The 21,398-nt window shown below is 63.0% G+C and carries 23 protein-coding genes; 10 read left to right on the forward strand and 13 right to left on the reverse strand.

Translation table 11 applies throughout. The features are described from left to right. The coding region (locus tag AADA04_RS11110) for an MFS transporter (RefSeq protein WP_340693335.1) at window positions 1–1,217 on the forward strand (1,217 nt) is incomplete at its 5' end. After that, window positions 1,214–1,990 (forward strand): hypothetical protein, encoded by a 777-nt coding sequence (locus AADA04_RS11115; protein WP_340693336.1) that lies wholly within the window; start codon window positions 1,214–1,216, stop codon window positions 1,988–1,990. The genes AADA04_RS11110 and AADA04_RS11115, both read left to right, overlap by 4 nt. Window positions 1,991–2,000: 10 nt before the next feature. On the opposite strand, the gene tkt is transcribed toward AADA04_RS11115, so the two are convergent. Next, entirely contained in the window at window positions 2,001–3,971 is a 1,971-nt protein-coding gene (tkt, locus tag AADA04_RS11120; RefSeq protein ID WP_340693337.1) for a transketolase, read from the reverse strand. A gap of 100 nt (window positions 3,972–4,071) precedes the next feature. Here tkt and AADA04_RS11125 point away from each other — a divergent pair, with 100 nt between their 5' ends. From AADA04_RS11125 to AADA04_RS11145, 5 genes are all read left to right on the forward strand, one after another. Next, the gene (locus tag AADA04_RS11125; protein ID WP_340693338.1) at window positions 4,072–4,365 is read left to right on the forward strand and encodes a DUF4164 family protein; all 294 of its coding nucleotides are present in this window, start codon (window positions 4,072–4,074) and stop codon (window positions 4,363–4,365) included. After that, window positions 4,366–4,674 carry a cell division protein ZapA gene (locus tag AADA04_RS11130; RefSeq protein ID WP_340693339.1) on the forward strand — a complete coding sequence of 103 codons (309 nt, stop codon included), beginning with the start codon at window positions 4,366–4,368 and terminating at the stop codon, window positions 4,672–4,674. 90 nt (window positions 4,675–4,764) lie between these two features. Continuing rightward, entirely contained in the window at window positions 4,765–4,977 is a 213-nt protein-coding gene (locus AADA04_RS11135; protein WP_340693340.1) for an HIG1 domain-containing protein, read from the forward strand. A gap of 10 nt (window positions 4,978–4,987) precedes the next feature. Further along, window positions 4,988–5,560, forward strand: coding sequence for a cob(I)yrinic acid a,c-diamide adenosyltransferase (locus AADA04_RS11140; protein WP_340693341.1), 573 nt, complete (start codon window positions 4,988–4,990; stop codon window positions 5,558–5,560). Window positions 5,561–5,640: 80 nt separating this feature from the next. After that, on the forward strand, window positions 5,641–6,912 hold the full coding sequence (locus tag AADA04_RS11145) for a serine hydrolase (protein WP_340693342.1): 1,272 nt from the start codon (window positions 5,641–5,643) through the stop codon (window positions 6,910–6,912). 66 nt (window positions 6,913–6,978) lie between these two features. On the opposite strand, the gene AADA04_RS11150 is transcribed toward AADA04_RS11145, so the two are convergent. Genes AADA04_RS11150 through argH form a run of 7 tightly spaced genes read right to left on the reverse strand, consistent with a single transcriptional unit; the run spans window position 6,979 to window position 14,482 of the window. Further along, entirely contained in the window at window positions 6,979–7,941 is a 963-nt protein-coding gene (locus AADA04_RS11150) for an MBL fold metallo-hydrolase (RefSeq protein WP_340693343.1), read from the reverse strand. Then, complete coding sequence (locus AADA04_RS11155; RefSeq protein WP_340693344.1) at window positions 7,934–8,524, reverse strand: carboxymuconolactone decarboxylase family protein; 591 nt, start codon at window positions 8,522–8,524, stop codon at window positions 7,934–7,936. The genes AADA04_RS11150 and AADA04_RS11155 overlap by 8 nt, the downstream gene beginning before the upstream one ends. A 50-nt stretch (window positions 8,525–8,574) precedes the next feature. Next, window positions 8,575–11,331, reverse strand: a complete 2,757-nt coding sequence (locus tag AADA04_RS11160) for a DUF4175 family protein (protein WP_340693345.1) — start codon at window positions 11,329–11,331, stop codon at window positions 8,575–8,577. Beyond that, window positions 11,310–12,584 (reverse strand): diaminopimelate decarboxylase, encoded by a 1,275-nt coding sequence (lysA, locus tag AADA04_RS11165; protein ID WP_340693346.1) that lies wholly within the window; start codon window positions 12,582–12,584, stop codon window positions 11,310–11,312. Before lysA ends, AADA04_RS11160 begins: the two co-directional genes overlap by 22 nt. Window positions 12,585–12,595: 11 nt before the next feature. Further along, complete coding sequence (locus tag AADA04_RS11170; RefSeq protein WP_340693347.1) at window positions 12,596–12,841, reverse strand: hypothetical protein; 246 nt, start codon at window positions 12,839–12,841, stop codon at window positions 12,596–12,598. A 2-nt stretch (window positions 12,842–12,843) separates the two neighbouring features. Next, window positions 12,844–13,080 (reverse strand): hypothetical protein, encoded by a 237-nt coding sequence (locus tag AADA04_RS11175; RefSeq protein ID WP_340693348.1) that lies wholly within the window; start codon window positions 13,078–13,080, stop codon window positions 12,844–12,846. A gap of 4 nt (window positions 13,081–13,084) precedes the next feature. Beyond that, the gene (gene argH / locus AADA04_RS11180) at window positions 13,085–14,482 is read right to left on the reverse strand and encodes an argininosuccinate lyase (RefSeq protein WP_340693349.1); all 1,398 of its coding nucleotides are present in this window, start codon (window positions 14,480–14,482) and stop codon (window positions 13,085–13,087) included. Window positions 14,483–14,519: 37 nt separating this feature from the next. On the opposite strand from argH, the gene AADA04_RS11185 reads away from it, so the two are divergent. Continuing rightward, entirely contained in the window at window positions 14,520–15,110 is a 591-nt protein-coding gene (locus AADA04_RS11185) for a TlpA disulfide reductase family protein (RefSeq protein WP_340693350.1), read from the forward strand. On the opposite strand, the gene AADA04_RS11190 is transcribed toward AADA04_RS11185, so the two are convergent. Then, window positions 15,093–15,893, reverse strand: a complete 801-nt coding sequence (locus AADA04_RS11190) for a hypothetical protein (RefSeq protein ID WP_340693351.1) — start codon at window positions 15,891–15,893, stop codon at window positions 15,093–15,095. The two genes, AADA04_RS11185 and AADA04_RS11190, sit on opposite strands and share 18 nt — an antisense overlap. A 99-nt stretch (window positions 15,894–15,992) precedes the next feature. Here AADA04_RS11190 and AADA04_RS11195 point away from each other — a divergent pair, with 99 nt between their 5' ends. After that, window positions 15,993–16,670, forward strand: a complete 678-nt coding sequence (locus tag AADA04_RS11195; RefSeq protein ID WP_340693352.1) for a Fe2+-dependent dioxygenase — start codon at window positions 15,993–15,995, stop codon at window positions 16,668–16,670. A 3-nt stretch (window positions 16,671–16,673) separates the two neighbouring features. On the opposite strand, the gene AADA04_RS11200 is transcribed toward AADA04_RS11195, so the two are convergent. The 4 genes from AADA04_RS11200 to AADA04_RS11215 all read right to left on the reverse strand — a co-directional run bounded on the left by AADA04_RS11200 (window position 16,674) and on the right by AADA04_RS11215 (window position 20,015). Then, a complete protein-coding gene (locus tag AADA04_RS11200) occupies window positions 16,674–17,150 on the reverse strand; it encodes a thermonuclease family protein (RefSeq protein ID WP_340693353.1) in 477 nt (158 codons plus the stop codon). A gap of 122 nt (window positions 17,151–17,272) precedes the next feature. Next, complete coding sequence (locus tag AADA04_RS11205; RefSeq protein ID WP_340693354.1) at window positions 17,273–18,151, reverse strand: 3-hydroxybutyryl-CoA dehydrogenase; 879 nt, start codon at window positions 18,149–18,151, stop codon at window positions 17,273–17,275. 188 nt (window positions 18,152–18,339) lie between these two features. Continuing rightward, window positions 18,340–19,269 carry an electron transfer flavoprotein subunit alpha/FixB family protein gene (locus tag AADA04_RS11210; RefSeq protein ID WP_340693355.1) on the reverse strand — a complete coding sequence of 310 codons (930 nt, stop codon included), beginning with the start codon at window positions 19,267–19,269 and terminating at the stop codon, window positions 18,340–18,342. After that, the gene (locus tag AADA04_RS11215) at window positions 19,269–20,015 is read right to left on the reverse strand and encodes an electron transfer flavoprotein subunit beta/FixA family protein (RefSeq protein WP_340693356.1); all 747 of its coding nucleotides are present in this window, start codon (window positions 20,013–20,015) and stop codon (window positions 19,269–19,271) included. The genes AADA04_RS11210 and AADA04_RS11215 overlap by 1 nt, the downstream gene beginning before the upstream one ends. A gap of 205 nt (window positions 20,016–20,220) precedes the next feature. Here AADA04_RS11215 and AADA04_RS11220 point away from each other — a divergent pair, with 205 nt between their 5' ends. Next, window positions 20,221–21,330, forward strand: coding sequence for a type I restriction endonuclease (locus AADA04_RS11220; RefSeq protein WP_340693357.1), 1,110 nt, complete (start codon window positions 20,221–20,223; stop codon window positions 21,328–21,330). The last annotated feature ends 68 nt before the right edge of the window (window positions 21,331–21,398 follow it).

Genomic DNA, 21,398 nt, shown 5'->3' on the forward strand with positions numbered 1-21,398 from the left:
CCATCCCGATACAGGCCGCCCCGACACCGAAACATTTGTCCAATCCAGAGCTTTACGTGCTGTCGGCCGCGACCGCCGTGGTGACGGCGAATGCCTATTATATCCACCCGATCATCTCGCTCGTGGCCGATGATTTCGGCATCAGCCATGCGATGATCGGCGTGGTGCCGGCCTTCAACCAGATCGCGCTGGCGCTGGGCATATTGCTGCTGCTGCCGCTGGGCGACTGGGTGAGCAACCGGCGGCTGACATCGATCTTTGTCGCGGCGCAGTTCGTGTCGGTGGCGGTGATGGCGTTCGCGCAGGATTACTGGCTGTTCGTGATGGGTTCGACCGTGCTCGGCTTCTTCACCATCGCGCCCTATTTGTTGCCGACCTATGTGTCGAAACGCGTGGCGCCGGGCGACCTTGGCAAGGCGACGGCGATCATCACCACGGGCATCATTGCCGGCATATTGCTGGCGCGTGCGGGCGCCGGCGTGATGGGGCAGTATTTCGGCTGGCGCAGCGTGTATTTCGTCGCCGCAGCACTGATGCTGGCGGTGAGCGTGGTGCTGCCCCTGATCATGGAGAAGCGCGATTCCCGCACCGTGGCCGCGCCGGGCCAGAGCTATTTCGGACTGATCGCGTCGATTGTGCCGATCGTGCGCCAGCATCCGGAAATCCTGCTGTCGGGCACGATCCAGGCGCTCGGCTTCGGCATTTTCCTGTCGGTCTGGATGGGCCTCGGCCTCCACCTGACCAGCCCGGAAATGGGCTATGGCGTCGACGTGGTCGGCTACCTGGCGCTGTTTGCGGTCTTTAACCTGTTCACCACGCCGCGGCTTGGCGCCTGGGCCGACAAGGTGGGCCCGCGCCGGGCACGGCTGGCCGTGGCCTCGACGCAATTGTTCGGCGTGTCGCTATTGTTCTTTTTCGGAAACAGCCTGTGGTTGTTGATGATCCCGATCGTGATCATGAATATCGGCGGGCCGCTGATCGATATCAGCAACCGCATGACCTTCCTGAGCAAGGCGCCCGAGATCCGCACGCGCCTGATGACCGTTTACATCGTGATGATGTTCATCGGTGGCGGGGCGGCGAGCTGGGCCGGGACGACGGCCTATGACCTGGCCGGGTGGCATGGCAATGCGATCCTGGCGCTGTGCATGTCGGTCTGCCTGTGGACGCTGAGCTTCCTGAGCGTCCGGGGGACGAAGAAGGACGCGAAGGCGTGACGGCGCTGGCGGGCCGCTTGCTGGCGCTTGCCACTGAGGCCGTCGACGCAGGCGCGCGGATCATCTTCATTGCCGGGCCGCAGGGCGTCGGCAAGTCGACCGCGATGGCGACGCTGACGGCGGCGATTCCGGGATCGGTGGCGCTGGCACTGGATGACTTTTACCTGACACGCGCCGAGCGGCAGGCGCTTGCCCGCGACGTGCACCCGCTGTTCGCTACACGCGGGCCGCCGGGCACGCATGATGTGGCGCTGCTGAGGGAGACGCTGGCGCGCCTGATGGCGGCCGGGCCGGATGAGAGCGTTCGCGTGCCGGTCTTTGACAAGGCGGCTGATGACAGGCGGGCGCCGGACGACTGGGCCGTGGTGCGGGGCGCGCCGCGCGTGATCTTCGTGGAAGGCTGGTTATTGGGCGTGGCGGCAGACCCGGCAGCGGCAGAGGCCCCGCCGCTCAACGCGGTGGAGGCGGAAGATCCGGACGGCATATGGCGGGCGTACCAGGAGGCCGGGCTGGCCGGGCCGTATGCCCGCCTCTGGGACATGGCCGATGCGTTTCTCTATCTCGATGCGCCCGGTTTTGCGGCGGTGCATGACTGGCGGATCGAACAGGAAGAAACCACGCGGGGCCTCGCGCCCGGCACGCTGGACGATGCCCGACGCGACTGGGTGGCCCGTTTCATCCTGCACTACCAGCGACTGACCGAGCGCCTTTTGGCCGGACATAGGCGGCCCGGCGAGGCGATTGCCGTGGATCGGTTACGGCGACCGCTCTGAACGCGGGCGCCTAGACCCGCGTCTTGACGGCCTCGGCTACCGCTTCGGCGGTGATGCCGAAATGCTTGTAGAGTTCCTTGTACGGCGCGCTGGCACCGAAGCCGTGCATGCCGACAAAGCCGCCATCATGGCCGATCCAGCGGTCCCAGCCGAAGCGGACACCGGCTTCGACCGCCACGCGGGGTACGTCGCCGCCGAGGGTGGCCTGCTGGTATTTCGCGTCCTGCGCTTCGAACAGTTCCATGCAGGGCATCGAGACGACGCGGACCTTCACGCCGTCCTTGGCGAGCTGGTCCTGCGCGGCGAGGGCGATTTCGACTTCCGAACCGGTGGCGATGATGACCGCCTGCGCCTTGCCCTTGCAGTCTGACAGGACATAGCCGCCCTTGGCCGAAAGGTTTTCGTCCGTGTGCGTGGTGCGGGCAGGCTTCAGGCCCTGGCGGGTGAGCGCCATCGTGGCGGGGCCTGTCTCATTCTCGAGCGCGAGTTCCCAGCATTCAGCGGTTTCGACACCGTCGGCCGGGCGGAAGACATGCATGTTCGGCATGGCGCGCAGGCTGGCGACCTGTTCGACCGGCTGGTGAGTCGGGCCGTCTTCGCCGAGGCCGATGGAATCATGGGTCATCACGTGAATGACGCGCGTGCCCATCAGGGCGCCGAGGCGGATGGCGGCGCGGCTGTAATCGGCGAATACGAGGAAGGTGCCCGAATAGGGAATCACGCCGCCATGCAGGGCCATGCCGTTCATCGCGGCGGCCATGGCATGCTCGCGCACGCCGTAATGGATGTAGCGACCGCCCCATGTGTCGGGGGTGAGGACCGTGGTGTGCGAGGTCTGTGTATTGTTCGAACCGGTGAGGTCCGCCGAGCCGCCGACCATTTCTGGCACGAGGCCGGTGATGACTTCGAGCGCGGCGCCGCTCCACTGGCGGGTGGCCTTGGTCTCGCCGCCTTCGGCAACGGCCTTCTTGTGCTTGATCAGCGCCTTGCCGAGATTCTTCGGCAGGCGGCCGGCGATGGCGACGTTGAACTCAGCCTTTTTCGGGGAGGCCGTGAGGCGTTTCTTCCAGGCGTCGCGCTCCGGCTTGCCGCGCGCGCCGGCTTTCGCCCAGGCGGTTTCGATGGCGGCGGGCACTTCGAACGGCGCGTGAGGCCAGTCGATATTCTTGCGGATGCCGGCAATCTCGTCGGGACCATAGGGGCCGCCATGCGCCTTGCCGGTGCCGGCGAGCTTGGGCGCGCCGAAGCCGATAATGGTTTTGACGGCGAGGAAGACGGGCTTCTTCTGGGTCTGGGCCCATTTCAGCGCGGCGGTGACGTCTTTCTCGTCATGGCCATCAACCTTGCGGGTGACCCAGCCGGAGGCCTGGAAGCGGGCGCACTGGTCGGTATTGTCCGACAGGCCAATGCTGCCATCGATGGTGACGGCATTGTCGTCGAAGAGGACGATCAGGCGGTTCAGCTCAAGGTGGCCAGCGAGCGTAATGGCTTCCTGGCTGATGCCTTCCATGAGGCAGCCATCGCCTGCGATGACATAGGTCTTGTGGTCGACAAGGTCGTCACCGAAGCGGGCATTGAGGTGGCGTTCAGCGATCGCCATGCCAACAGCGGTGGCGATGCCCTGGCCGAGCGGGCCGGTCGTGGTTTCAACGCCGACCGTGTGGAAATTCTCCGGGTGGCCGGGCGTGGAGGCGCCGAGCTGGCGGAAATTGCGGATATCGTCGCGGCTGACAGATTTGTAACCCGTGAGATGGAGCAGCGAATAGACCAGCATCGAGCCGTGTCCGGCAGACAGGACGAAACGGTCGCGATCGGCCCAGGTCGGATCGGTGGGGTCATATTTCAGGAATTTGCGGAACAGGACTGTGGCCGCATCGGCCATGCCAAGCGGCAATCCGACATGGCCAGACTTGGCCGCCTCTACCGCATCCATCGACAGGGCGCGTATGGCATTCGCCATATCCCGGTTCGTCACAGCCATTCTGCTATCTCCAAAAGTCTTCAAACGTCGTAGGCCAGACTCCCGCGACAACGTCAAGCCGCTTGGCGGATGGCCGCAATGCCGTTAGTTCATTGATGATATGACCGACCTTGATCCATCTGCCCGCCGTCTTGATGCGGCCCTGACGCGCCTCGAGGGTGCGCTCGACTCGCTCATGTCGCGAACCGGCGACCCGGCAGTGATGCGCGCGGAACTGGCCGCACTGGCTGAAGACCGCGCCCGCATGGCGGAAGAGCTGGATGGGTCACTCGCTCGCGAGGAGGAATTGCAGGCCCTGGCCGACGAGGCGAGCGAGGCGCTTGGCGCCGCCATCGAAGAGGTCCGCGCGGCCCTCGGCAAGGATGGCGGACACGTACAGGAAGAGCCGGAATAGATGGCGAAAGCGGACATTACATTGCGCGGCCGGGCCTATTCCGTCGCCTGCGCGCCCGGGCAGGAGACCCGTATCCAGAAACTGTCGGAGCAGCTGAACGCGCGCGTGGACCAGATTGCCGGGGCCGTCGGCGATATTGGCGAGGAACGCCTGCTGCTGATCGCAGCGCTGGCCCTGCTGGACGAGCTGGACGCCTCGCGAAAGGCCGTTCCCGGCGTTGCCGAGACAGAGAAAAAAGTGGCTGACGTGCTGTCGAAAGCCGCCGAGCGCATCGAAGCCCTCGCCGCGCGGATCGAGGACGGACACTGATACAGGCGGTGCGGCGCGACCCTTTGCGCATGGCCGTTTAGGGCTTCCGGGTCCATATAGACCGCTGACACAGCCGGAAAGGCGCCACATATGCAACTCTTCCTGTCTATCGCCTTCTATGTCGGCATCGCCGTCCTCGTCATCGTTCTGGGCCTTGGCATCGCCAATCTCGCCCGGACGGACGAGAATCAGGCCAGCCGGTCCAACAAGCTGATGCGGTTACGTATTTTCGTGCAGGCCATCGTGATCGCGATCCTGGTGGCGCTCGGCGCGCTGGCCGGGGCATTCAAGATCGGATTCTAGGAGGCCGCTTATGGTCAAGCTCGACAAGATTTACACCAAGACCGGCGACAAGGGCAAAACCCGCCTGTCAACCGGCGAGCCGCTCGACAAGTGGCACCCGCGCGTTGCCGCCTATGGCACCGTGGACGAGGTGAACGCCGCGCTGGGCGTCGCCGCGCTGCATGCCGATGGCGACATGCTGGCCGCGCTGCGCCGGGTGCAGAACGACCTGTTCGATCTTGGCGCGGACCTCGCGACACCCGACCGGGGCGACAAGCTGGAATGGACACCGCTGCGCATTGTCGAGCCGCAGGTCAAACGGCTCGAGACCGAGATTGACGCGATGAACGTGAATATCGCGCCGCTGGACAGTTTCATCCTGCCGGGGGGCAGCCCGCTCGCCGCGCAACTGCATGTTGCCCGCACCCTCTGCCGCCGGGCCGAGCGCCAGATCGCGGAACTCTCCGGCCTGGAGGACGAAGTGGTGAGCCCCGAGGCGCTGGCTTATGCCAACCGCCTGTCGGACTGGCTGTTCGTGATTGGCCGCGTGGCGAATAGTAATGGCAAGGACGACATCAAATGGGTGCCGGGGGCGAATAGGTAGGTGGGCATGTAGCGCGCGACCTATAGATGGGAGTGGGTCCGCACGGCGCTTTCAAAGATTTGGACACAAGGGGACAAACAATGACAACACGCCGTTCGAAAAGCGCTTCTAAAAGCATACGTATATTGACCGCGGGTGCCTTGGCGGCTTTCACGGTCGGATGCGGCGCGCACCATTCTGGAGCAGTCACGTCCGTCAGCGCTTCTGAGCACGTTTCAGATATTTCATGGCCGCAAGAAGAATGGGACTATTCGACCCTGGAGGCGGAAGGTTTCGATCCGGAGCCCGTCAATCGTTTCATTGAAGAACTCGTCGCTGAAAAATACGGCCGCGTTGATCATTTTTTGCTCATTCGACACGGCCGCATCGTCGCCGAGAAGAAGATCGAGCGCGACTACGCTGCGCTAGCCAAGACCCTTGATGAAGATGCTCTTTTGACGCCGAAATTCAGCAATCCACTTTACAACTACGATGATGCTGATTTGCATCCTTATTATCAGGGAACGGATTTGCATACGGTTCAGTCGGTTACGAAAAGCATTAATTCCGCAGCTTTGGGTATTGCGATTGACGAGGGACATATCGAAGGAACCAAGGCTCCAATACTACCCTTTTTTGACGCTTACGAAGTCGAGAAACCCGACCCACGCAAAGAACGAATAACGATTGACGACCTTCTGACAATGCGAACCGGCATCGCATGGGATGATGAGGGTGGTTTTGGATCGGAAACCGACAGTACTTACGCACTTGAAAACTCCGAGACGTGGATTCAGTTCATCCTTGACCAGCCGATGTATGCGGAGCCTGGCACAGTTTTCAAATATAATGACGGCGCGAGCGTACTCCTCGGCAAAATCCTGCACGAAGCGACCGGCAAGCGCGTTGACACATGGGCGAAAGAAAAGCTGTTCGACCCAATCGGCATTGACGCGTTTTATTGGAAAATAACGCCAGATGGCGAAGCGGATACCGAAGGCGGTCTTTACCTTTCAGCCTATGACATGGCGCGGATCGGCTACCTTTTCTTGAGAGAAGGGCAATGGGACGGCCAGCGCGTCATTTCGGAAGATTGGGTGCGTCGTTCCGTGGCCTCTAATGTTCCGTCTTCCGCGACCGGGGATAATTCCTCGCCCTTTGGCTATGGTTATCAATGGTGGGTACCGGAGGATGACACAGGCCGCCCGCTCGGCTTTGCGGGATATGGACTTGGGGGACAGCGGATCATGGTGTTCCCGGAGCATGATGTCGTGGCTGTGTTCCAGGCTTGGGACCCTGCTGGCGAGTTCTGGAAAGCCAGCAATGTCTTCCGGACGACCGTATTGCCTGCGTCGCTTGCGAAACCGGAATAAGAGGCCAACAGTCGCTGGCGAGCCTGAAATCTCTATTTCGGCTAATGACCAAAAGCGATCATAGCCCTACTTCCGCATCGCTTCGCGCGTGTCGGCCATCAGGGCGAAGAGGCCGAGGACGGGGGTGACCACACCGTCGCCGCGATATTCCCGGTAGAGAGAATCGACATTGACGGCGATACGTTCAGCGTCGCCCCAATTGGCATAGTCCCCCAGCGCGATATCCAGGGCGGCTTCGCGCACTTCCATCCCGGCATCGAATCGCTTGCGGGCCTCGGCATCGATATAGTTGAGATAATCCGCGACGCGGCCCACGCCCGCCTTGTCCGTGATCGGACCATGACCCGGAACGATGACATCGACATCCATGTCGCAAATCTTGTCACAGGCGCGGATCCAGTTGGCGACGGGACCAGCCCACATCAGCGGCGTTCCATCAATGAACAGGATGTCGCCGGTGAACACGGCGCGATCTGACGGCACATGCACGAGAATGTCGCCCGCCGTATGCGCGGGGCCGACCTCGATCAGTTCCACCGCCTTGTCGCCGACCTTGAGGTCGAGTTGGCCGGAAAAGGTGCGTGTGGGCGCGCGCTCTTCGACCCCGGCAAAATCGAACATGCCGAAAATCTCGGAGAAATAGGCCCCGGCTGCGCCCATCTCGGGTGCCATTTTCAGCAATTGCGCGAGCAGGGCCGGGTTCACGTCTTCCATCTCGCGTGCGCTGGCCTCGGACGCGATGATCTCGGCATGCTGGCAACAGCCATTGCCGTGCGTATGGTCGCCATTGGCATGCGTGTTGACGATCACGCCGATATCGTCCGGCGCGAGGCCGGTGGCGTCGCCCATGGCTTTCAGCATGTCGGCGGTCAGCTTCATGTCGAACAATGTGTCGACCAGCAGCGACTGGTCGCCATCGGTGATCAGGCCCGCATTCGACCAACCCCAGCCACCATCCGGTTGAAGCCAGGCATAGAGGCCATTGCCGATGTCTTTCAGGCCGTGACTATAATTCCAGCGCTCAGCCATGATTGCCAATCTCCCATCCCTTCGCGGTGAGATGCGACAGCGCAAAATCAAGCGGGCCGTCTTCGAGCGTGGTTGCCAGCGTGTCGTTCCAGCGGTTGAGGAAGCCGAACAGCGCAATCACACCGACGATGCCGATAATTTCGTCCTGGTTGAAATGCTGTTTCAGCGCATCAAAATGCGCATCCGTGGTTTCGTTCGGCACACTTCCGGCGGCCTGTGCGAGGGACAGCGCCGCCCGTTCGGCAGGCGTGAACAGGTCGCTGGTTTCATAGTCCCAGAGCGCCGCGATCTTGTCCTCGGGCACCATCTGGCGCTCGGCGCCATGCGCCGTGTGGGCCTGGCAGTAGCGACAGCCGGAGGCCTGGCTCGTCACGTTGGCGATCATCTGGACGAGGTCGCGCGGAATGGAACTGGCCGGCCCCATGATGGCCCCGGCAAGCGCCGCGAAGCCCTGCAGCAAGGCAGGTTGGCGGGCCATCACTTTCATCGAATTCGGGACAAAGCCCATGGCGGCTTCGGCCATCGACAATATCGGCGCAACCGATGCCAAGGCCTCCTCGGAGGCTGGGGTAATCCTGTGCATGGGCGTCTCCCGTTTTCCCCATCAAGGCAGGGAACGGGTGATAGTTCAAGTTAGAAGCGTTCGAGCAGGCGGCGCAGGTATTCGCGCTCTTCCTCGTCTTCGGCGTCATTGTAGCGGCGGCGCAGTTCGTCGAGAATGTCCTTGGCGCGCTGGCGTTCGCCGGCGTCGGGGATGTTGACGTTCTCGCCATTATTGCCGCCGCCCGACGCATTGCGGCCCAGCGGATCGGTCGCATTGCCGGGATCGCCTTCGCCGGTGCGGACGGCGCGGACGTCGTCGAGCGCCTTGGCGAGACTGCTGGACTGTTCTGACAGGAGTTGGGTGGCGAGTTCCTGGTTGCGGGCGGCGCGGCGTTCATTGCCCTGTGCCAGTGCATCCTCGGCGCGGCGCTGGGCGCGGCGGATATCCTCCAGCGCATCCGGATCGATACGTCCTTCGAGCGCGTTCTCACCGGACTCGCCGCCTTGGCCGAGGCCTTTCTCGCGGGCGAGCTTTTCGACCAGTTCGCCGAGGCGGGCCTGGCGCTCGGCGAGCGTCTGTTCGGACGGGCGCTGGCCGGGGCCGGAACCTGTTTCGCCGTTTTCAGCGGAATCGGTTTCACCTGAACCTGAGCCTTGTGTCTCGCCTGCCTGCGAGCCGTTTCCGGCCTGCTGGTTGCCGGTCGGGTCGTCACCGCCGGATTGTTCGCCCGGCTGCTGGCCCGGCTGTGTGCCGGCCTGCTCTCCGGGGTCGGTGCCTTCACCCGGTTGTTCGCCGGGACGTTCGCCGCGTTCCTGGGCCAGCGTGTCATCGTTCAGCTGGCGCTGTTCGCGCAGGATATCCGACAGGCGTTTCATCGCATCGGTGAGTTCCTGTTCTTCCGGCGGCAGGTCGTCCTCGTTCTCGGCTTTCTCTCCCGGCATGCCGGGCATGCCCTTGCCGGCGCCGCCGCCCTGCTGGAATTCGAGGTTCTGCAGCATGTTGGTGATGTCGGAGAGCAGCTGGCGGGCCTGGTCGCTGGCGCCGGTCTCGGTGAGGTCCTGCAAGGCCTGCAGCATGTCCTCGAAATCCTGCCCGCCGAGATTCGGCCCGCTGGCGGAGGCCTGCCCGTCTTCATTGGAGGGCGGCGCCTCTCCGCCATTGGCCATGGCCTCGGCCATCTTGGCGGCGAGATAATTGTTGGCTGCGTCGCGGAAGGCTGCCATGCGGCGCTTGATCTCATCTTCCGAAGCGCCGTCGCGCAGCGCCTGTTCGAGCGCCCGGCGCGCCGCTTCGAGACGGCGCAGCGCATCGGCGGAACTGCCATATTCCGATTTCAGCGCGAGCGCCCAGAGCAGCGGATCAATCGCGTCGGCCTCTTGCTTGGTACTGGCGGCAGACAGGACGCCCTGCGCCGTGCGGAAGGTCAGGTAAGCCGCGATGTTCGGCATGTAGCGCTCGCCCTGCAGGGTGACCGCGTCCAGCATCAGGGCGGCCTTCTGGACACCCGCCGGGGCGGCGGCGAGACGGTTGGCGGCATTGGTGTTGAGGGCGTCCTGCTGCAGGGCCTGTTCATTCTTCGGGAGCGCGGCATAGGCGCCGGGCTCGCGCAGAACGGTGACGCGGACTTCCTGCGCCACCCGCGCGATGGGTTCGAGGAAGAGTTTTTCCGGCAGGATGAAGGGAACGGTCTCGCTGGCGCCCTCCTGTCCGGCGCCATCGGTGGCGATCAGGCGGACATTGACCGGCAGGCCGGCCCAGCGGTGGCGGGTCAGGTCGAGCTGGACCGTATCGGACCCTTGCGTCGGCGATACGCCGGGCAGCGGCACGGGCACGCGATCCTCGGCGTCCGGCGCGGCGGGGTTCGGTTCGCGCAGCGAAATGGCGAGTTCGAGCCGGGTCACGCCATAATCGTCGGTGGCGCCCCAGGTGAACTCGATCCGGTCCTGCGTGCCGATCGACGGGATCGCGACGAATTTGACGGTTGGCGGATCATCCGGCGAGGCGAGCAGGCGCCATGCGGCGCGTTCGCCCCACCAGCGCACCGAGAGACGCGTGTCTTCCATCACCTTCGCCTTGGCCTCATAGGCGCCGTCCGGCGTGGCGAGGAAGGCCTGATGACGGGTCTTGTTCCCCTTCATGACGAGGCGCGGGGCCGAATGGGCCTGCGTGCGCAGGGTGACTTCCGAGCCCTTGGGCACGCGCACGCCGTCAAGACCGGGCTTCAGGAAGATCGGCGCGCGGCCCGTATGCTCGGGCGGGGTGATCCAGGCTTCGACCACCATGTCGTCGGCGCCCATCAGCGCGCCATAGTCGGGCGAGAAGGCCCGCAGCACGCGGCCGGGCGCATCGCTCCAGGCGATGATCGCGATAGCGGCCAGCGCGGCGGGCAGGATGGCGCGGAGGAGATAGGGGTCGAGCGCCTTCCATGCGGCCCGCAGCGAGGGCGGGCGCAGGTTGGACAGTTCGGCCAGCAGGCGGGCACGATGGTGGCGCCACAGGCTCTGGGCGCCGCGGGACGGGTCGGCCGGGCGGTCTGTCAGGGAGGTCAGCGGGCGCAGGTCGGACTGGCGGTCGAGCGCATCGCGCGCGACGGTGCGGCTGACCGGCTGGTAGCGCCGCAGTCCCCGGATGAGCAGGAGCGCGCCACCGAGGAAGAAGACCAGCGTCATGACGGCGCCGATGGCCGGCTGGAGCCGATCAAACACGCCGGCGAGCGCCATGGCGAGGAACAGGCTGACAAAGACGAATAGCGGCCAGAACGCGCGGCCAAGCGCAAACAGCGTCAGTTTCCGCCATGTTGCGGAAACCTTGGCGTGGATCGCCTTCATGCCGTCCGGGTCAGCCAATCGGGTACCTGCTCCAACTCTACCATTTCATCGAAGGTCGGACGCCTCCGCACGATGTCGAACTTTTCGCCGTGCACCAGCACTTCCGGCACAAGCGGCCTGGCATTGTAAGCCGAAGACAGGACTGCGCCATAGGCCCCGGCTGACATGAAGGCGAGCCGGTCACCCGGCGCAACTTCAGGCAATTGCCGCCCGACGGCGAATTTGTCGGTCGACTCGCAGATCGGGCCGACCACGTCATAGGTGGCCTGAGCGGCATCAGGGGCCGGTTCGGCCAGCGGCAGGATGTCATGGTGGGCATCGTAGAGCGCGGGGCGCATCAGGTCGTTCATGCCGGCATCGAGGATCAGGAAGGTGCGATCCGGCGCCGGTTTTTCATACAGCGCGGTGGTCAGCATGACCCCGGCATTGCCGGCGATCACGCGGCCGGGCTCGAGGATGACCTGGACGCCGAGGCCGTCCATGACTTCGGCGATCATCCGGGCATAGGCCGAAGGCGGCGCAGGCGCGTCTCCGTCCTTGTAGGGGATGCCGAGACCGCCGCCGACATCGATACGGCTGATCGTGTGGCCGGAGGCGCGCAGGCGCTGGGCGAGGCCGACAATCTTCTCGAAGGCGGCGCGCATCGGCACGAGATCACCGATCTGGCTGCCAATATGCACGTCGACACCGACCACGGCGATGCCCGGCAGGGTCGCGGCTTCGGCATAAAGGGCTTCCGCTTCGCTCCACGGAATACCGAACTTGTCGCCCTTCTTGCCGGTGGAGATATTCGGGTGGCCGCCAGCAGCGACATCCGGGTTCACGCGCAGGGCAATCGGCGCCGTCTTGCCGAGCGCGCTGGCCACAGCGGAGAGGAGGCGGAGTTCACCGGCGCTTTCGACATTGAACTGGTGGATGCCGTGGGTCAGCGCGAGGTCCATTTCGGGCGCGGTCTTGCCGACACCGGAAAACACGATCCGGTTGGCCGGAATGCCCGCCTTCAGGGCGCGCTGCATTTCGCCGCCGCTGACCACGTCAGCGCCGCAGCCTTCCTGCGCCAGGGTCGACAGGACAGCGAGGTTGCCATTGGCCTTGACCGAATAGGCGATCAGGCAGTCCTGGCCCTCGAATGCCTTGGCGATGACCCGGGCATGGTGCGTGAACGTGGCCGAGGAATAGACATAGCAGGGCGTGCCGACCGTATCGGCGATCGCCGCGAGGTCGACGCCTTCGCAATGGAGGCTGCCGTTGAGATAGCTGAAATGATGCATGCGGGTTCGTACTATTCCACTTCGCCGAGTCCGCCGTCATCGACGGGAACGGTTGGCAGGGTATCCGGCACGATGCCACCCCATTGATTGATGCGCTCGCCGTCCTGGTCTTCAGGCACCACCGGCACCGCAAGCGGCACGAGTGGCGAGGCGGGCCGTTTGACCCTGTAGGGACCCGACTGGCAGGCGGCGAGCAGGAGCACGCCCGCGAGGCAGCCTGCCGCGATCCGGCAAGAACGCGTGAACGGCCTCCACATGATCAGTTTCCGTCAGCGCCGCCGAGCAATTCGTCGTCGGCATCCTGGGTTCCAGTCGATTCGCGTTCGGGCAGCGGCGGCAGGTCGGATTTGGCTTCGTCCGGCAAGTCAGCCGGATCTATTGCCTCGTCAGGATTGCCCCAAAGAGGCGCCGGGCGCTTCAGGTCGCCGGTCAGGCCACAGGCCGAAAGGGTGCCTGCGGCAAGCAGCGCCGCAGCGAGCAAAAGGGGACGTTTCATCGGGTTACTCCAGTCGCAGTCTCTGTTTCCACTGTGCCACTTGTTCGGCAACGCGAACAGGGCTTGTGGCCCCATAAGATGTCCGGGATGAGGCAGATGCCTCAACCGTCAGCACATCAAACACCGCCTGGGTGATATCCTTGTGGACAGACTGCATATCGGCCAGTGACAATTCGGCAAGATCACAGGCCTTCTCTTCGGCCTTGGCGACGAGCGTGCCGGTAATATGGTGTGCATCGCGGAACGGCAGGCCGAGTTCGCGCACGAGCCAGTCGGCAAGGTCCGTCGCCGTGGAAAAGCCCTTCGCGGCGGCGGCCCGCATGGCGTCCGGCTTGAACCGGATCGTCTCGATCATGCCGGTCATGGCGCGAACACAGAGATTGAACGTGTCGAAGGCCTCGAACGTGAGGCGCTTGTCGTCCTGCAGGTCCTTGGCATAGGCGAGCGGCAGCGCCTTGATGGCGCCTTGCAGGGCGCTGAAATTCGCCGTGATCAGCGCGGCCTTGGCGCGCACCAGTTCGGCGGCATCCGGATTGCGCTTCTGAGGCATGATCGAACTGCCGGTCGACCAGGCATCGGTGAGACTGGCGAAACCGAATTGCGGACTGGTCCACAGCACGATTTCCTCGGCGAGGCGCGAGAGATGCGTCGCGGCAATCGAGAGATCGGCGAGGGCTTCAAGAGCAAAGTCGCGCGACGCGACGGCGTCGAGCGAGTTCGCCATGGGCCGGGCAAAACCAAGGGCTTCGGCGGTCATGTCGCGGTCGATCGGGAAGCCGGTGCCCGCGAGCGCGGCGGCGCCGAGCGGGCTTTCATTCAGGCGCACGGCGCAATCGGCAAGACGCGAGCGGTCGCGCGACGTCATTTCGACATAGGCGAGCAGGTGGTGGCCGAGGGTGACGGGCTGCGCGGTCTGGAGGTGGGTGAAGCCCGGCATGATGGTGCCGGCGTGCTCGTCCGCGCGCCTGACGAGCGCGCCTTGCAGGCCGGCGATCAGCGCCCCTGCCCCGTCGAGCGCGCTGCGGGTCCAGAGCCGGAAGTCGGTGACGACCTGGTCGTTGCGCGACCGGGCGGTGTGCAGGCGGCCTGCGGGTGCCCCGATCAGTTCCTTCAGGCGGGCCTCGACATTCATGTGAATGTCTTCAAGCTCGCGACGGTACGGAAAACTGCCATCGCGCAGTTCGCCCAGAACGCCGTCGAGTCCGGACTGGATCGCCTCGTTATCGTCCTGGGAAATGATGCCCATTTCGGCCAGCATGTCAGCATGGGCGCGGCTTCCGGCGATATCTTCCTCGGCCATGCGCCGGTCAATATCCAGCGAGCAATTGATCTCGTCCATGATCTCGGATGGGGTCGCGGCAAAGCGTCCTCCCCACATTGTCTGGCCTTTGCCCTGGTTCATTGCCATATCCTTTATCCGACGCAGGAGACCGTATCCGATGACCCGCCTAGCTTTTATCGGCCTCTTCTTGGTCGCCCTTGTCGCAATTGTCTATGTGCTGATCAGCGCAGCGGGCGGAAAGGTGCCGTCCAATCCCCTCGAACGTTACGCCACGGGCGACATGGCGAAGCTGAGTTTCGCAAGCGCTGGCGAGGCGCAACCCACCGACAACCTGTTCGCCGCCGACGGCACGCCAGTGACGCTGGCGGCCTGGAAGGGCAAGACCGTGCTGGTGAATTTCTGGGCGACATGGTGCGCACCGTGCGAGCGCGAAATGCCGTCGCTGGGCGCCTTGCAGAAAGCGCGCGGCGGCGACCGGTTCGAAGTGGTGGCGATCAGCGTCGATGGCAGCGAGGACACGGACTATGCCGTCAAACGGCTCGGCGAGCTTGGTGCGGCCAATATTTCGTTCCATATCGCGCCGCCGGAAAACTACGAGATCGTGTATGGTGCGGGGGTCACAGGCTTTCCCACCAGCATCCTTTACGGGCCGGACGGCAAGGAAATTGCCCGGCTGGCGGGTGACGCCGACTGGTCGTCGCTTGAAGCCGTGGGCTTTATCGATGCGATCCTAGCGAAGCTCGGATAGTTCCAGTTTCACACGGGAGACCTGCGCGGCAATCTCGCTGACCGGCGCGGGAATGCTGTCGGCAAGCGGGCCATTGGATGGCCACATACGAACCAGCAGTTCGAGTTCCATGAGCAGAGGCTCTGATTCCGGCGTGCCGAGACGTTTGGCAATGTCGCGGGCGACAACCGAGAAACCATAGGCGTCCTGGTATTCCCCGGCATTGTCGATGACGCCATTCACGACGCCAATCTTGTACTCGTCGATACAGGTATCCATCAGGAAATCGATCTGGCCGATCGGATCGCCATTGGCGTTTTCCTGCAGCAGCTTGATGTTGGCGTCTGCGGCGGCGAGTTCAGGTTCGACCTCTTCAGCGGATTTGCCGGCGGCGAGATCTTCGGAAAGCTTGACGAATAGCGGACCATCGAAGCCGAGCGCGTCAATGCCGGCGCGTTCGGCAGCGTGGGTTTCCGACACGGGGTGCAGCAAGTGGCGCGCAGCCTGGTCTGGGGCACCCGCACGGTAGAGTGCGAGGCCTGCCGCGACATGGCCGGACATGAAGGCGATACGCTTGTCGACGGGGAGGGTCTGCATGTCGGCATGACCGGCCATCGCGCCGGATTCGCCGCCCCCTTCACCGCCTTCGCCGGCCGAGGATGCCGGAGGCGCCGCGACGGTCGCCACCGGGGCGTCCGGCCTGGCGGCGTCGCCGCCGGGTCCGCCGCAAGCCACGAGCCCAGTCGTACCGAGCAAGGCAGCGCCGAGGCCAAGACCGATCCAGCGTTTGGGCGTATATGTCATTGTCGCATCTCCGGGAGTTTCGATTGCGCCCCGAACCTACGCCCGATAGGCTGGCAACTGCAAGTCATTCGCAATAAGATTTCGGAGTTTTTACAGTTCATGTTCCTCACGATCGCCAATGTCCTGAGTGTGCGCGACCTGGCCCGCGTGCAGAAAAAAGCCGAAATCCTGAACTGGGTCGACGGGACACGTACGGCCGGAGGCCGGGCCAAAGCGGTGAAACGCAACCTGCAGGCCGACCTGAGATCCGTTCAAGGCGAGGCGTTGCACGCATTCCTGATGCAGGCGGTCACGTCCCATCCGGTTCTCTCCAGCGCCGCCCAGCCGCGCCTTTTCTCGCGCCTGATGCTGAGCCGGACCGCAGATGGCGGGTTCTATGGACGTCACGTCGACAATGCGCGGGTCGGTTCAGGCGAGGACCGCGTGCGCACGGACATGTCCTTCACCCTCTTCCTCAGCGCGCCAGACAGCTATGATGGCGGCGAGCTGGTGGTCGAGTCGCAGGGCGGCCTGCATGCGGCCAAGCCAGCTGCGGGCGACCTGGTACTCTACCCGTCAGGTGACATTCACGAAGTGAGGCCGGTGACGCGCGGCGAACGGCTGGCCTGCATCGGCTGGATCGAAAGTGCCGTGCGTGATCCGCAGGCGCGCGAGGCGCTGTTCGAACTGGAAAACCTGCGCGCATCGCTGGCCTTGAAACTGGCAGCGGACGACCCGGAACACCTCGTGCTGGACAAGGTGATCTCGAATCTCCTGCGGCGCTGGTCTGCCGGCTGAAGTTCAGAACGCGACGGGCACCCCGGCCTGCCGGGCGCACCAGTCGGGCTTGCGGTCGCCGCCATCATAGTCCCAGGCCTTGTGCGTGCCTGCGGCGATGAGCGTGAGGGCAACGTCCACGCCGCCGACTTCGAGATCGACGACCTGTCGGCCATAACGGTCGGCACCGTACGACTGCGCCACCTTGACCGTTTTGTCGCGCGTCAGTTCGACGGCGGCTTCCTTGGCCTCATAGCCCTGGATGCGTTCGGATTCACACTTGGCGCCGCCGCGCTGCTTCATGCTGCCGGTTTCCGGGGAATCGACATCGTGGAGGCGGAACTTGGTGCCGTCGGGCAGGCGACCGCTGTCGCCGTCGGACCAGTAGACCGCCGCCGGTGCATCGGTCGCGGCTTGCGCGGCAAGGGCCACGATGCCGCCGCCCGATGCCACGATGAGCGCCGCTGCGATCCAGGTCGGGGTGGTAAACTTGAACGCCATGAGAGCCTCCTCGGATGAGGGGGCAAATCTGGGGCGAGGGGGGTTAAGCGGAGGTTAAGGCCGGACGCGTCAACGGGCATTCTCCAGCATCGCATGGGGATAGTTCGGGAACGGAGCGATCCCTAGCGCGTGGGTACGGGGAATGCGCCGGAATAGTCGTAGAAGCCCTTACCGACCTTTTTGCCGACCCAGCCGGCCTCGACATATTTCACCAGCAGCGGGCATGGCCGGTACTTGGTATCGGCGAGGCCATCATGCAGGACCTGCATGATCGAGAGGCAGGTATCGAGACCGATAAAGTCGGCCAACGTCAGCGGGCCCATCGGGTGGTTGGCGCCGAGGCGCATGGCGGTATCGATGGATTCCACCGTGCCGACGCCTTCATACAGCGTGTAGACGGCTTCATTGATCATCGGAACGAGAATGCGGTTGACGATGAAGGCCGGGTAATCCTCGGCATTGGTCGTGGTCTTGTCGAGACGGCCGGCAAAGGTGATGGCGGTCTCGTACGTGTCCTGGCTGGTGGCGAGGCCGCGGATCACTTCCATCAGCTTCATCAGCGGCACCGGGTTCATGAAGTGCATGCCGATGAACTTGTCAGGCCGGTCGGTGACCGAGGCGAGCCGCGTGACCGAGATGGAGCTTGTATTGGTGGCGAGATAGGTATGGGCCGGGACGATCTCACAGATCGAGCGGAAGATCTGTTCCTTGATCTCGCGCTTTTCCGTGGCCGCTTCGATGACGATGTCGGCGGCTTCATGCGCCTTGATCGACGCCGAGGTCCTGATCAGCTTGAGGCCGGTCTTCATGTCCGCCTCGGTGATCAGGTCACGCTGCACCTGACGGCGCATGTTGCCTTCGATCGTGGTCATGCCCTTGGCGAGCGCCTCGTCGGAAATATCGGTCATGATCACGTCATAGCCGGCAAGCGCCGCGACATGCGCGATGCCATTGCCCATCTGGCCTGCGCCAATGATGCCTACCGTTTTGAGCTCTGCCATCTGCGTTTCGTCCTGAACGTGCAAGTTTTGTTACACCACGCTCATATCCTTTTTGTGCAGTGCGTCAAAGCGCAAGCTTCATTGTGCAGGCCGGGCTGCGTTGCGCGGCGTGTGTGGCACGTGGGGCACAGATGCAAAAAGCCCGGCACGCGGGCCGGGCTTTTCGAAATGCAGTATGGATCAGGCGCCTAGAGGGCGTCTGTCAGTTCCGGGACGGCGACGAACAGGTCTGCGACGAGACCGTAATCAGACACCTGGAAGATCGGGGCTTCCTCATCCTTGTTGATGGCAACAATGATCTTGGAATCCTTCATGCCGGCAAGGTGCTGGATGGCACCCGAAATGCCGATGGCGATGTAAAGCTCGGGCGCAACGATCTTGCCGGTCTGGCCGACCTGGTAATCATTGGGCGCGTAACCAGCATCAACGGCGGCGCGCGAGGCACCGACAGCGGCGCCGAGCTTGTCAGCCAGCGGCACGATCAGGCGGTTGAACTCTTCGGACGAGCCAAGGGCCCGGCCACCGGAGACGACGCGCTTGGCGCCGGTGAGTTCGGGACGATCCGACTTCACCATTTCTTCCGAGACGAATTCCGACTTGAATGGGCCGGACGGTGCAGCGGCGTCTTCAATCGTCGCCGAGCCGTCATTTCCGGCGGCCGGGAAAGCCGTGCCGCGCACGGTAATGACTTTCTTGGCGTCGGAGGATTTGACCGTCATGATCGCGTTGCCGGCATAGATCGGGCGCACGAACGTGTCCTGGTCGACGACTTCGATGATTTCCGACAGCTGCATCACGTCGAGCTTGGCAGCGATGCGCGGCGCGATGTTCTTGCCGGTGGTCGAGGCCGCAATGAAGACGGCGTCATAATTCGCCATCAGCGGCACGACGAGGGCTTCCATGGCTTCGGCGGTCTGCTTGCGCAGGGTCTCGCCTTCGGCCTTCAGCACCTTGCGCACGCCGGACACCTTGGCGGCTTCCGGTGCAACCGCACCAGCGTTTTCACCAGCGACGAGGATATCGACGTCGCCGCCGAATTTCGACGCCGCCGTGACGACCTTGTGGGTCGCGTCCGACAGGCCGCCATGATGATGTTCAGCAATTACGAGAACGGCCATTACACAGCTCCTGCAGTTTTGAGTTTGGCAACAAGCGCGGCGACGTCTTCCACCTTCTCACCGGCCTGGCGCACGGCCGGTTCGGTGACGGAGACGACGGTGAGGCGCGGCGAGATGTCGACGCCGTAATCTTCGGGCGATTTCTCGTCGATCGGCTTCTTCTTCGCCTTCATGATGTTCGGCAGCGACGCATAGCGCGGCTCGTTGAGGCGCAGGTCGACGGTGACGACGGCTGGCAGCGTCAGCGACACGGTCTGGAGACCGCCATCGACTTCGCGGGTGACTTTCAGCTTGTCGCCGTCTTTTTCGAGCTTGTAGGCGAACGTGCCTTGCGGCCAGTCGAGCAAAGCGGCGAGCATCTGGCCGGTCTGGTTCGAGTCGTCATCAATGGCCTGCTTGCCGAGGATAACCAGGTCAGGCTTTTCTTCAGCGACGACCTTGGCGAGCAGCTTGGCGACAGCCAGCGGTTCGACGGTGGCGTCAGTCTTGATCAGGATGCCGCGATCCGCGCCCATGGCGAGCGAGGTGCGCAGGGTTTCCTGGGCCTGCTGGGGCCCAACCGAGACAACCACGATCTCGGTGACCGTACCGGCCTCTTTCATCCGGACCGCCTCTTCGACGGAAATCTCGTCGAACGGGTTCATGGACATCTTGACGTTGGCAAGATCGACACCGGATTTGTCCGGCTTGACGCGGACTTTCACGTTGTAATCGATCACGCGTTTGACGGGCACGAGGACCTTCATGCGGTGCTCCCTTATGGTTTCGGAGGTTTGACGTATTTGCGGCGTTGCTAGCCGTCCGCCGCAAAAGACGCAAGGTTTACGTTGACGTTCAGGTCAATTTGGCGCGGTGCAAGCAGTCCAGTTAAGCGATCCATTGACACCCGTTTCAGTACGTTGTCCCGTCAGGTTTAAATAATTCAATCTAAAATCGTGGGAGGGTTTCAACGTGAGCTTTGAGGAAAAACTGAGGGAAATATCAGAACGCGCCCAAACACAGCGGGCAAATTTGCTTACCGAGGAGGCGATGAAGACCGCCATTCTCCTCAAGATGTTTCAAGCACTCGAATTCGATTTTTCGGATCCCACCGAAGTCATCCCAGAGTATACCGCCGATGTCGGAATCAAGAAGGGCGAGAAAGTTGACTACGCGCTCTGCATAGACGGACAAGTCGCGATACTCGTGGAATGCAAAGCCCCCAACCAGTCGCTTGATCTCAAACATGCTTCGCAACTTTATCGGTATTTCTCAGTCACTGACGCGCGCTTCGCCATTCTAACAAACGGATTTGACTGGGAATTCTATACTGATTTGGACCAGCCCAATCGAATGGACAGCCGGCCCTTTCTCGCTTTTAGCCTCGCGGACATTGATGCGATGTCTGTGACAGAACTGGCCAGATTCAAACGCTCCGTCTTCAATGTTGAAAATATTCTGAAAACGGCGACGGACCTCAAATACGTTTCTGGCCTGAAAGCCGCTGTCAGGCAGGAACTCGACGATCCGAGTGCCGATTTCGTGAAATTCTTCGGTAGGAAAATCTACGACGGGATGTTTACCGCTTCCGTTCAGGAGCAATTTTCGCGGCTGCTCAAACGGAGCCTGAGTGAAGTGATAAGAGATCGCGTGAACGCGCGCCTAAAAAGTGCGCTCCAACAGAATTTTGTCGATGCCGAGCCGTCGGACCCCGAAACACCGGACGAAATCGAAACAACAGAGGACGAATGGGACGGCTACCGTGTGGCTGTCGCGATTGCCTCGCGCGTGATCGATCCATCGCGCATCGTTATTCGGGATCAGAAGTCCTACTGTGGTGTATTGGTCGATGACAACAATCGAAAGCCGTTGGTGCGCCTGTGGTTCAATAGCTCGAACAGCCGCTATCTCGGCCTGTTTGATGGCGATGTTGAAGACAAGGTACGCGTGTCTGGTCCGACGGACCTCTATCGCTTCGCCGATCGAATCTGCGCAGCGGCGGCGAAATACACTGATCGGCCAAGTGCGCCCTCTCCTTTAGGTGCTGAACAACCCAATACAGCGGAGCACGATGACGGTTGATCTCGAGGTTAGTCTCCCTGTTGAGAACATACGTCTCGAGTCGAGGGGCTCAGGATAAGCGCTCTGGT

Source organism: Hyphomonas sp. (assembly GCF_037969335.1).
GTDB lineage: Bacteria > Pseudomonadota > Alphaproteobacteria > Caulobacterales > Hyphomonadaceae > Hyphomonas.

Coding starts and splice junctions, on each gene's coding strand:
- tkt (WP_340693337.1), bottom strand. CDS start 3,971: ATGGCTGTGACGAACCGGGATATGGCGAATGCCATACGCGCCCTGTCG.
- AADA04_RS11125 (WP_340693338.1), top strand. CDS start 4,072: ATGACCGACCTTGATCCATCTGCCCGCCGTCTTGATGCGGCCCTGACG.
- AADA04_RS11130 (WP_340693339.1), top strand. CDS start 4,366: ATGGCGAAAGCGGACATTACATTGCGCGGCCGGGCCTATTCCGTCGCC.
- AADA04_RS11135 (WP_340693340.1), top strand. CDS start 4,765: ATGCAACTCTTCCTGTCTATCGCCTTCTATGTCGGCATCGCCGTCCTC.
- AADA04_RS11140 (WP_340693341.1), top strand. CDS start 4,988: ATGGTCAAGCTCGACAAGATTTACACCAAGACCGGCGACAAGGGCAAA.
- AADA04_RS11145 (WP_340693342.1), top strand. CDS start 5,641: ATGACAACACGCCGTTCGAAAAGCGCTTCTAAAAGCATACGTATATTG.
- AADA04_RS11150 (WP_340693343.1), bottom strand. CDS start 7,941: ATGGCTGAGCGCTGGAATTATAGTCACGGCCTGAAAGACATCGGCAAT.
- AADA04_RS11155 (WP_340693344.1), bottom strand. CDS start 8,524: ATGCACAGGATTACCCCAGCCTCCGAGGAGGCCTTGGCATCGGTTGCG.
- lysA (WP_340693346.1), bottom strand. CDS start 12,584: ATGCATCATTTCAGCTATCTCAACGGCAGCCTCCATTGCGAAGGCGTC.
- AADA04_RS11170 (WP_340693347.1), bottom strand. CDS start 12,841: ATGTGGAGGCCGTTCACGCGTTCTTGCCGGATCGCGGCAGGCTGCCTC.
- AADA04_RS11175 (WP_340693348.1), bottom strand. CDS start 13,080: ATGAAACGTCCCCTTTTGCTCGCTGCGGCGCTGCTTGCCGCAGGCACC.
- argH (WP_340693349.1), bottom strand. CDS start 14,482: ATGAACCAGGGCAAAGGCCAGACAATGTGGGGAGGACGCTTTGCCGCG.
- AADA04_RS11185 (WP_340693350.1), top strand. CDS start 14,520: ATGACCCGCCTAGCTTTTATCGGCCTCTTCTTGGTCGCCCTTGTCGCA.
- AADA04_RS11190 (WP_340693351.1), bottom strand. CDS start 15,893: ATGACATATACGCCCAAACGCTGGATCGGTCTTGGCCTCGGCGCTGCC.
- AADA04_RS11195 (WP_340693352.1), top strand. CDS start 15,993: ATGTTCCTCACGATCGCCAATGTCCTGAGTGTGCGCGACCTGGCCCGC.
- AADA04_RS11200 (WP_340693353.1), bottom strand. CDS start 17,150: ATGGCGTTCAAGTTTACCACCCCGACCTGGATCGCAGCGGCGCTCATC.
- AADA04_RS11205 (WP_340693354.1), bottom strand. CDS start 18,151: ATGGCAGAGCTCAAAACGGTAGGCATCATTGGCGCAGGCCAGATGGGC.
- AADA04_RS11210 (WP_340693355.1), bottom strand. CDS start 19,269: ATGGCCGTTCTCGTAATTGCTGAACATCATCATGGCGGCCTGTCGGAC.
- AADA04_RS11215 (WP_340693356.1), bottom strand. CDS start 20,015: ATGAAGGTCCTCGTGCCCGTCAAACGCGTGATCGATTACAACGTGAAA.